This window comes from Ectothiorhodospira lacustris (assembly GCF_022227785.1).
Taxonomy (GTDB): Bacteria; Pseudomonadota; Gammaproteobacteria; order Ectothiorhodospirales; family Ectothiorhodospiraceae; genus Ectothiorhodospira; species Ectothiorhodospira lacustris.
Window position 1 is genome coordinate 17,509 of sequence record NZ_JAJNQM010000046.1, and the last position, 9,592, is coordinate 27,100.

9 protein-coding genes are annotated in these 9,592 nt (G+C 63.8%); 1 reads left to right on the forward strand and 8 read right to left on the reverse strand.

Translation table 11 applies throughout. The features are described from left to right. Positions 1-165 precede the first annotated feature (165 nt). Positions 166-921, forward strand: a complete 756-nt coding sequence (locus LQ952_RS10090) for a flagellar brake protein (RefSeq protein WP_238622529.1) — start codon at positions 166-168, stop codon at positions 919-921. On the opposite strand, the gene LQ952_RS10095 is transcribed toward LQ952_RS10090, so the two are convergent. The 8 genes from LQ952_RS10095 to LQ952_RS10130 all read right to left on the reverse strand — a co-directional run. Continuing rightward, positions 916-3,948: a sensor domain-containing protein gene (locus LQ952_RS10095; RefSeq protein ID WP_238622530.1), complete on the reverse strand. Its 3,033-nt coding sequence runs from the start codon at positions 3,946-3,948 to the stop codon at positions 916-918. The two genes, LQ952_RS10090 and LQ952_RS10095, sit on opposite strands and share 6 nt — an antisense overlap. 109 nt (positions 3,949-4,057) lie before the next feature. After that, entirely contained in the window at positions 4,058-4,705 is a 648-nt protein-coding gene (nth, locus tag LQ952_RS10100) for an endonuclease III (protein WP_238622531.1), read from the reverse strand. 9 nt (positions 4,706-4,714) lie between these two features. Further along, positions 4,715-5,401 (reverse strand): electron transport complex subunit E, encoded by a 687-nt coding sequence (locus LQ952_RS10105; RefSeq protein WP_238622532.1) that lies wholly within the window; start codon positions 5,399-5,401, stop codon positions 4,715-4,717. Next, a complete protein-coding gene (gene rsxG / locus LQ952_RS10110) occupies positions 5,394-6,041 on the reverse strand; it encodes an electron transport complex subunit RsxG (protein ID WP_238622533.1) in 648 nt (215 codons plus the stop codon). Before rsxG ends, LQ952_RS10105 begins: the two co-directional genes overlap by 8 nt. Before the next feature lie 4 nt (positions 6,042-6,045). After that, positions 6,046-7,092 carry an electron transport complex subunit RsxD gene (rsxD, locus tag LQ952_RS10115; RefSeq protein ID WP_238622534.1) on the reverse strand — a complete coding sequence of 349 codons (1,047 nt, stop codon included), beginning with the start codon at positions 7,090-7,092 and terminating at the stop codon, positions 6,046-6,048. After that, entirely contained in the window at positions 7,092-8,702 is a 1,611-nt protein-coding gene (rsxC, locus tag LQ952_RS10120) for an electron transport complex subunit RsxC (RefSeq protein ID WP_238622535.1), read from the reverse strand. Before rsxC ends, rsxD begins: the two co-directional genes overlap by 1 nt. A gap of 32 nt (positions 8,703-8,734) precedes the next feature. Then, complete coding sequence (rsxB, locus tag LQ952_RS10125; protein WP_238622536.1) at positions 8,735-9,322, reverse strand: electron transport complex subunit RsxB; 588 nt, start codon at positions 9,320-9,322, stop codon at positions 8,735-8,737. 41 nt (positions 9,323-9,363) lie between these two features. After that, positions 9,364-9,592, reverse strand: a 229-nt coding sequence (locus tag LQ952_RS10130; protein ID WP_274521992.1) for an Rnf-Nqr domain containing protein, incomplete at its 5' end; no start/stop codon positions are given.

Below are 9,592 nucleotides of genomic sequence, written 5' to 3' on the forward strand. Positions count from 1 at the left end.
GGCGGGGCCGCGTCTGCGTCACTGCGGCTGGAAAATACTGTAGAATCCCGGCTGGTCGATTCATTCAGGACAAGGCATTTTCTTGGGCGATATTTGCCGATCGTACCTCCTCTATCCCCCGGGGCTCAGGCCGCCGAGCCACTTTAAATAATCCGTTCCCGCCCGATGACTCATAACTCCTCGACCCTCATTCGCAATCGAAAGCGTCAGGCCGGCATTTTCAACGCGTTGAAACAGAGTCGCTCTCTGCTCATGATGTATGCCCCGGAGCGCAGGCAGCAAGGGCTCACCCAGATCATTGAACCGGATCTTGATGGTGAGGAAGTGCTGTTTGATATTCCCAACGATGAAGCTCTGGTGAAGGTGCTTGAAGAGGGGGTACGTCTGACGGTGAGCGGTTTGCTTCAGGGTGTGCCGGTGCGTTTTGATACCTGCGTCATTCGTCGTGGTCAATACGATGGTGAAGAAGTGTTGGCCTGCCGGTGGCCCGACGCGCTGGATTATCAGCAACGTCGCAACGCTTTCAGGGTGCAGATTCCCCGCGGCATGGACGGCCATGTCCTGTGGTTTCGGGAGCGACGCAGGTATCACCCGCCTGCCGGGGAGGCTCAGGTAGACGTGGATGAGGACCTGCTCCATGAGAGTCGCCCTTCGGATCTTTCCATTCAGGGCATGTGTCTGGAATACGAGGCGGTGGAAGGTGATGATCCGCAGATCGGCGATGCCGTGTTGATCCGGGAGCTTCGCATCGGCAACCAGCTGTGGTCGGATCTTCGTGCCGAGGTGCGAAGCATCCAGGTGCTGGAGAGTCGGTCCCTGCTGAGACTGGGGGTGCTGTTTCTGGAACTCAGTCCCAGTGCGGATCGCTCATTGAACCGCTTGTTGATGGAGCTTCAGCATGATGCCGCCCGGCGGCTATGAAGGCCTTGAGGCGATCGGCAGGCCCACCAGTTCTCCCCAGCTCATGGGCCGTCCGAACAGATAGCCCTGAAAGGCGCGGTAACCCAGGTCCTCCAGAAAGGCTTTTTGCTCCGGCGTTTCCACGCCTTCGGCCAGTACTTCCAGACCCAGCCCCTCGCCCAGAGACAGGGCTGCCCGCATCAGGGAAGCATCATCTTCGTGGTCCAGGGCCCGGTGCAGGAAGCTTTCATGGACCTTGATCTGATCCAGGGGTAGCCGTCGCAGATCTCCGACAGACAGTTTCCCGATTCCGAAATCATCCAGGGAAAAGCGCAGGCCGCAAGCCCTGAGTCGTTGCATCCTGGCAATGGCTTCTCCCATATCCCCATCAAGGCTCTCTTCATTGACTTCCAGGCGGATGCGATGAGGATCGACGCCGGTTTTTTCAATCGCTTCCGTCATCATCGCTTCCAGTCCCGGCTGGCGGAACTGCCTGGGGCTCAGGTTGATGGCCAGTACCACATTCGACCAGTCGCGATGCTCACACCAGCGTTTCATATCCTGAAACCCCTGTTCCATGATCCACTGCCCGATGGAGAGCATCAGCCCGGACTCCTCCGCCACCGAAATCACCTGAGCGGCACTGATGAGGCCTTGCCGGGGGTGTCGCCAGCGCAGCAAGGCTTCCGCCGCCCGGATGCGGCCATGGTGATCATATTGTGGCTGGTAATACAGGGTCAGATGTCGATTGATCATGGCCTGGTGCAGTTCATGGACCATGATGGAGCGGGTTTCCAGTGACGATTGCATGGAGGGTTCGAAGACGCGTATGCCGTTGCGCCCCTGACGTTTGATCTCATACATGGCCATGTCGGCCTGTTGCAGCACCTCTTCGGCACTGACGGCATGGCCGCTGAAGAGGCTGATGCCGATGCTGGGGGTTGCGACATGTTCCAGCGTGTTGAGGATGTAGGGCCTGCCCATGGCATTGAAGATCTTGTCGCCGATATCCCGCGCCATCTTCAGGGCCTCTTCTTCCTGCGAACCCAGGTTTTCCACCATTACGATGAATTCATCCCCGCCCAGCCGGGCCACCGTGTCCATCTCTCTGACGCAAGTCTTGAGCCGCTGCCCCACCTGTTGCAGCAGCAGGTCTCCAGTGCTGTGTCCGTAGGTATCGTTCAGGGCCTTGAATCGATCCAGATCCATGAACAGCAGGGCCCCGTACTGACCACTGCGCTTGCCGGAGACCACCGCCTTGTCGAGTCGGTCCAGCAGCATGCGTCGGTTGGGGAGCTGGGTCAGTGCGTCATAGAAGGCCATTTGTGCGATGCGCTCATTGGCCTGTTTCTGCTCGGTCACATCCCGGATGACCGACATGACCTCCCAGTCATTGAGCTTCACCAGCCGGGCCTCGAAGGTGCGCCGGTCGCCGGATACGTCCAGCGTGTATTCCACGAAATGCATGCGGTCCTCCGCCAGGACTCGCCGAATGGCGTCCAGAAGGCGAACGGCGATCTCCAGGGGCAGCACGTCGGACACGTTCTTGTGCAGGAAGGATTCGGGGGATTTGTAAAGGAGGCTTTTCTGACCGGCATGCCAGTCCAGATAACGCCCGTCATGGCTCATGCGGAACATCAGGTCGGGCATGGCCTCCAGCAGGGCGCGGTTATAGCGTTCGCTTTTTGCCAGCGCCGCCTCCACCTCCTTGATGCGGGTCTGGTCGAACAGATAGCCGCGCAGACGCCCCGTGGGTCCCGTGTCATTGCGTTCCGGGCGGGTGAAGTCGTAAAACCACCGGTAGTGCCCGGACTTGTGGCGCAGGCGGTAGGATTGCTCGAATTGAGTCGTGTCGGCTTCCATGTGCTCCCGGTGCTCTTTGAGTATCCGGGCACGATCCTCCGGATGGATCAGGTCATCAAAGCAGAATCCCGGGGTACGCAGCTCATCCGGTGCATATCCCAGCAGGTCAAGGGCATTGTCCGAGGCATAGAGAATGCGTCCGGTCTCGACCGACTCCCAGATGATGAGCATCACCGGGCCGGTGGCAAACAGCCGCCGCTCTTCCCGGAGCTGGCGCTCTGCTTCCTTGCGGCGATGGATGTCTTTGTTCACCCCGATCACCCGCGTGGGCCTGCCCTGCGAGTCCCGGCTGATCACCTGCCCCTGGTCCAGGATCCATAGATAACGGCCATCCTTGCAACGCAGTCGGTATTCCGACTCGTAGATCGGGGCAAGGCCGTCCAGGTGCCGTTGGAGATCCTTCAGTACCCTGTCCTGGTCGTCGGGATGCAGGCGCGCCTCCCAGGCATCAAGCGACGGGGATATCTCTTCGGGCGCATAACCCAGCATCAGTGCCCAGCGGGGAGAGTGATAGGTCTGCCCGGTGACGATATTCCAGTCCCACAGACCCTGATTGCTGCCCTCCAGGGCAAAGCGCCAGCGCAGCTCATTGTCCTGAATCGTGGTGTGCTGTGCCTCGGCCTGAACCCGTAGACGGATGTTCTCGTTGAAACTGGCCTGAATGCGCGAGGCGCTGACGAAGACGAACAACAGGAAGAGGCAGACGATCAATCCGGCCATCACGGACAGGGCCCCATCCTGTAGCAGCAGGGCAATGGCCAGCGGCACGAGCATCGGGGCGACCAGAAACAGGGTGGACAGCCGGTCGGTGGCCAGGGCGATGATGGCCCCGGCGGTGATGCCGGCGATGGCAAAGGCCAGGAAGGCCTGGAAGCTCAAGTCACCGGACTGGGTGAGCAAGGTGCAGCCGATGCCCCAGCCGATGCCGGCGGCCAGGGTGCTGGCCCTGAAACGCCACAGCCAGACAGGGTGCTCGGGGGTGTCGGTGCGCCGAAAGGCCAGCCACAGTCTGCCCCGGAGCAGAGCGACCAGCAGGACGAGGCAGAACCAGCCCAGCAGCGGGAGGGCCGGCAGCACGGGCAAATGAATCAGGCCCAGGATGGCGGCCGCGCCGATAGACACCGCCGTGGTGGCGGGCAACCCCTCGTAGAGGTAGCGTGTCTTTTCGGTTTCCATTTCCAACATCCCGTGACCTCCAGGCCCAGGTCGGGCCGCAACCCGAGCATGTCATCTTCGGCCGCAAACTTGCCGGACTCCTGTCGTACGCTGGTCCCGCCCGAGGCTCCCCCGGCCCTTACGTGGAGGCCGGGGACGGGACTTTGTCCTTGAAATCACAAAGATCGGCGATCAGGCATTGCCCGCACTTGGGGGCGCGAGCGGTACAAGTATAGCGGCCATGCAGGATCATCCAGTGATGGGCGTCCTGTCTGAATTCGGCGGGCACCACGCGCAGCAGTCGTGTTTCCACCGCCGACGGGGTCTTGCCCGGCGCGATCCCGGTGCGGTTGGCGACGCGGAAGATATGGGTATCGACGGCGATGGTGGGTTCGCCGAAGGCGGTGTTCAGCACCACGTTGGCGGTCTTGCGCCCGACCCCGGGCAGGGCTTCCAGGGCGGCCCGCTCACGGGGCACTTCACCTTGCCACTGATCCATCAGGATACGGCAGGTCCGGATGATGTTTTCCGCCTTGCTGTTGTACAGGCCGATGGTACGGATGTAGCCCTTGAGCCCTTCCAGCCCCAGGTCGAGGATGGCCTGGGGGGTGTCGGCCACGGGGAACAGCAGGGCCGTGGCCTTGTTGACACCCTTGTCGGTGGCCTGAGCCGAGAGGATCACGGCGATCAGCAGTTCAAACGGGGTGCGGTAGTTCAATTCCGTGGCGGGGTGGGGGTTGGCCGCCCGCCAGCGGGTGAATATCTCCCGGCGCTTGTCATTGTTCATCCGTCCGCCTCAGGCCCGGGCCTCCCTGAGGGCTTCGGCGCGACGGGCTGCTCGTTTCTCCAGTCGGTCATCCACCAGGTTCTTCATGGCCAGCAAGAGGCCCAGGCCGATGAAGGCCCCCGGTGGCAGGATGGCCAGCAAAAAGCCCCGGTAGTCTTCGATCAGGGTCACGGTGAGTCCCCGTGCCGCCTCGCCGAACATCAGGTGCGCCTGATCGAACAGGGTGCCCTGGCCGATGGCCTCGCGCATGGCACCCAGGGCCACCAGCACCAGGGTGAAGCCGATACCCATGATCAGCCCGTCGACGAAGGCCTTGGGGATGGTGTGCTTGGAGGCAAAGGCCTCGGCCCGACCGATGATGGCGCAGTTGGTCACGATCAGCGGGATGAAGATCCCCAGCACCAGGTAGAGTTCATGGAAGTAGGCATTCATGGCCAGTTCGATGGCGGTGACCACCGAGGCGATGATGAGTACATAGATGGGGATGCGGATCTCCGGTCGCACCCAGTTGCGGATGAAGGAGACGCTGACGTTGGAGGCGATCAGGGTCAGGGTGGTGGCCAGTCCCAGCCCCAGGGCATTGACCACCGTGCCGGAGATGGCCAGCAGGGGGCACAGGCCCAACAGCTGCACCAGGGCGGCGTTGTTGTACCAGAGGCCATCGGCGACGATCTTGCCGTAGGGGGTGTCATTCATCAGTGTGCGCCTCTTCATCCGTGTCATCGACGGGCATCGGCTCGAATACCTGTTCCCGATGGGTGTCGAAGTAGATCAGGGTATCGCGTACCGCACGCACCACCGCCCGAGGGGTGATGGTGGCCCCGGTGAACTGGTCGAAGATGCCGCCGTCCCGTTGCACCGCCCAGCGTTCCACCGGCGGATTGCCCAGTTCCAGGTCGTCAAAGCCCAGGATCCAGTCGGAGCGGCCGGCCTCGATGTCATCGCCCAGGCCCGGGGTCTCTCGGTGGCTGACCACCCGCACCCCGGCCACCCGGCCGTCTGCGCGCACGCCCACCAGCAGATGGATATCACCGGAGTAGCCGCCGCGGGCGGTCACGGAGAATACCGCAGCCACCGGTTCATCGGCCAGGCGCGCCCGGTAGACCAGATGGTTGCCGCCACCGAGCAGGGCGTGGCTGAGCACGGTGGTGTCGTTGATGATCTCGTTGTCGTATTCGCCGTCGGGGAGGATGTCATGCAGGCGCGCCAGGGTGGCCGCTTCCCGGTTGGCTTCGATGCGTTCCGCCGTGCCCATGTGGACCAGGGCCACCAGTCCGGCCCCCACCAGTCCGAAGGCGGCCAGCAGGGCCGTGGTGAGATAGATTTCCCGCAACACGTTCCTAGCCCTCCTTGCCGGCGGCAGTCTTGCCGAAGACCCGGGGCTGGGTGTAGTGATCGATCAGGGGCACCATCATGTTCATGAGCAGGACCGCGAAGGCCACTCCTTCCGCATAGCCCCCCCAGGTACGGATGACGAACACCAGCGCCCCCACCCCGGCACCGAAGATCAGGCGTCCCCGGGGCGTGGTGCTGGCGGAGACCGGGTCGGTGGCGATGAAGAAGGCACCGAGAATGGCGGCGCCGCTGAAGACATGGAACAGCGGGGAGGCGTAGATCTCCGGGTTGATGAGCCAGAACAGGCCGGAGAGCAGGGTGAGGGCGCCCAGCATGGCCACCGGGATCTGCCAGCCGATGACCCGGCGCTTGAGCAGCCACAGGCCGCCCACCAAGAACCACAGGCCGATCCACTCCCAGCCCACGCCGCCCAGATAGCCGAAGAAGGGCGAGGTCTGGATCTCGCTGATGGGGTGTGCCAGTCCCACCCCCGTCTGCATCCGGTCCAGCGGCGTGGCGGCGGTGATCATGTCCCAGGTCAGTCCGTCCGGCAGGCGCCCGGCAAAGATGGCGGTGAAGGCCTGGGGCAGGCTCAGGTTCAGCTCGGCGATGACGGAAGGACTCAGCCACAGGGTCATTTCCCGGGGGAAGGAGATCAGCACCACCACATAGCCCACCATGGCCGGATTGAAGGGGTTGTATCCCAGGCCGCCGTAGAGGTGTTTGGCCATCACCATGGCAAAGCCCACTCCCACCAGGGTGACCCACCAGGGGGTCAGCGGCGGCACGGCCAGGGCAAACAGCCAGCCGGCCAGTACCGCGCTCAGGTCGGTGATGTGGGGCGTCAGTGCGCGGCCGCGTACCAGCAGCATCAGGGCCTCGCAGGCCAGGGCGACGGTGACGGCCAGAGAGACGTTGATCAGCACGCCCCAGCCGAAATACCAGGTCATGGCCGCGGTGCCGGGGATGAGGGCCAGCAGTACCTGTCCCATGACCCGGTTGACACTGCGGGCGGGCGCCATGTGTGGCGAACTGAAGGTCTTGAAGCGCATCAGCGGGTTTCGTCGTCGTTATCGGAGACCGGAGCGGCGGCATTCGTGCCCTGTGCTTCCCGGTCGGCCTTGCGGGCCTGGGCCCGTGCCAGGGCGGCACGGATCACCGCCTGCTTGGGATCTTCCGCCCCATCGGTGGCGGTCGTCTGCTGGGTAGTGGCCTGCTTGCGCTTCATGCGCTCGGCCTTTTCCCGTTCTTCCCGTTCCAGGCGTTCCCGTCGCAGTTCATGGCGCTGCTTGGCGGCCTCGGCCTGGCGACGTTCCCGTTCCTGGGACCAGATTTCGTTCTTGGCAAAGCGGTAGTACTGCACCAGCGGGATGTTGCTGGGGCAGACGTGAGCGCAGCAGCCGCATTCGATGCAGTCGAACAGGCTGTATTCCTGGGCCTTTTCAAAGTCACGGGCACGGCTGAACCAGTACAGCTGTTGGGGCAGCAGGCCGGCAGGGCAGGCCTTGACGCATTCCCCGCAGCGGATGCAGGGCATCACCGGGCCTGGGCGCTCCACGTCGGCGGTGCGAGCGGCGATGACGCAGTTGCCGCCCTTGATGATGGGCACTGCGTCGCTGGCCAGGGCAAAGCCCATCATGGGGCCGCCCATGATGAGTCGTTCCACGTCGTCGGTGTAGCCCCCGGCCAGGGCAATCAGGTCTGCCACCGGGGTGCCCAGGTAGACCTGCAGGTTGCGGGGGCGGTTGACGCCGCTGCCGGTGACCGTTACCAGGCGGGAGATCAGGGGTTCACCCAGGACCACGGCCCGGTAGATGGCGGCGAGGGTACCCACGTTGTGGCAGACCACGCCCACGTCGGCGGGCAGGCCTTCGCTGGGCACTTCGCGACCGGTGAGTACGCGCACGAGCTGGCGTTCGCCGCCGGTGGGGTAGATGCTGGGGATGGCGACGATGCGGATATTGTCCCGTTCTTCGCCGCCCAGGGCCTCGGTCATGGCGCGGATGGCCTCGGGCTTGTTGTCCTCAATGCCGAACAGGCAGCGCTCCGGCTTCAAGGCGCGGCGTACCAGGTGCATGCCGGCGATCACTGCTTCCGCCTGGGTGCGCATGAGCATGTCGTCGCAGGTGATGTAAGGCTCGCACTCGGCGCCGTTGATCACCAGCGTGTCGATCTTCTGCTGGGGCCGGGGGTTGAGCTTCACCGCCGCGGGAAAGGCGGCCCCGCCCAGGCCCACGATCCCCGCATCACGTACCCGGTTGCGTAGCTTGACGGGGTCGATGTTGCGGTAGTCTTCGATGGGCGGCATCCGGCTGTCGCCCCAGTCATCTTCGCCGTCGGCTTCGATGACGATGCAGGGGGCGGACAGGCCGGAGGGGTGGGGCACCGGCTGATCACCAATGAGGACGATGCGGCCGGAGGTGGGGGCATGGATGTGGGCGCCCACGTAGGTGTCCGAACGGGCGATGAGTTGTCCCTTCCTGACCTGTTCACCGCGTTTGACCACCGGCACGGCGGCCTCGCCGATGTGCTGTCGCAACGGCAGGATCAGTCGCGGCGGCAGGGGGGCGACGGCCACCGGCTCGGTGGTGCTTTCCGCCTTGTGATCGGGCAGCTTGACGCCGCCGTGGAATCGCCAGAGTTTGTGGGAACTTGCAGTCATGGGGTGTCGTGGTCAGCGGGGGCTTTGGCGCCTCAGGCGCCGGAGCCCGCGGATGCCGGTCGGGCCAGATCCACCAGACAGAGGCGGTCAGCGGCGGTGTCCATGGGGAAAGGCCATTTCCAGGTATTGAGATCCTGGGCGATGGGTATCATGCGGATGCAGTCCACCGGGCAGGGCATCAGGCACAGTTCGCAGCCGGTGCACTGGGCTTCGACGACGGTGTGCAGCTGCTTGGCCGCGCCGATGATGGCATCCACCGGACAGGCCTGCACGCACAGGGTGCAGCCGATGCAGCTGTTTTCGTCGATGTGAGCCAGGGCCTTTTCCTTGACCTTGCCGGCGATGGGCTTGGCGTCGCGGCCCAGAAGATCGGCGAGGGCCGTGAGCAGGCCACTGCCCCCCGGAGGGCAGAGGTTGATGTCCGCCTTGCCCTCGGCGATGGCGGCGGCATAGGGGCGACAGCCCGCGAAGCCGCACTGACCGCATTGGGTCTGGGGCAGCATGTTGTCGATCCTTTCCACCACTGGATCGCTTTCCACGCGAAAACGGATGGCGGAATAGCCCAGGATCATGCCGAACAGGGCAGACAGGGAACTGATGACTAGAACGGCGGCAAGCATGGGCGGTTACATCTCCTGGCTCGTCGGTTACGGCATCCGGTTCAGGGGGCCAGCCCCAAAAAACCCATGAACGCCAGTGACATGAGGCCTGCGGTGACCAGCGCGATGGCACTGCCGCGGAACGGCGCCGGCACATCCGCAGCGGCGACCCGCTCGCGCATGGCGGCAAACAGGATCATGACCAGTGAGAAGCCGGCGGCGGCACCCAGGCCGTACATCACCGACTCCAGGAAGCCATGGCTTTCCTGCACGTTCAGCAGGGCCACTCCG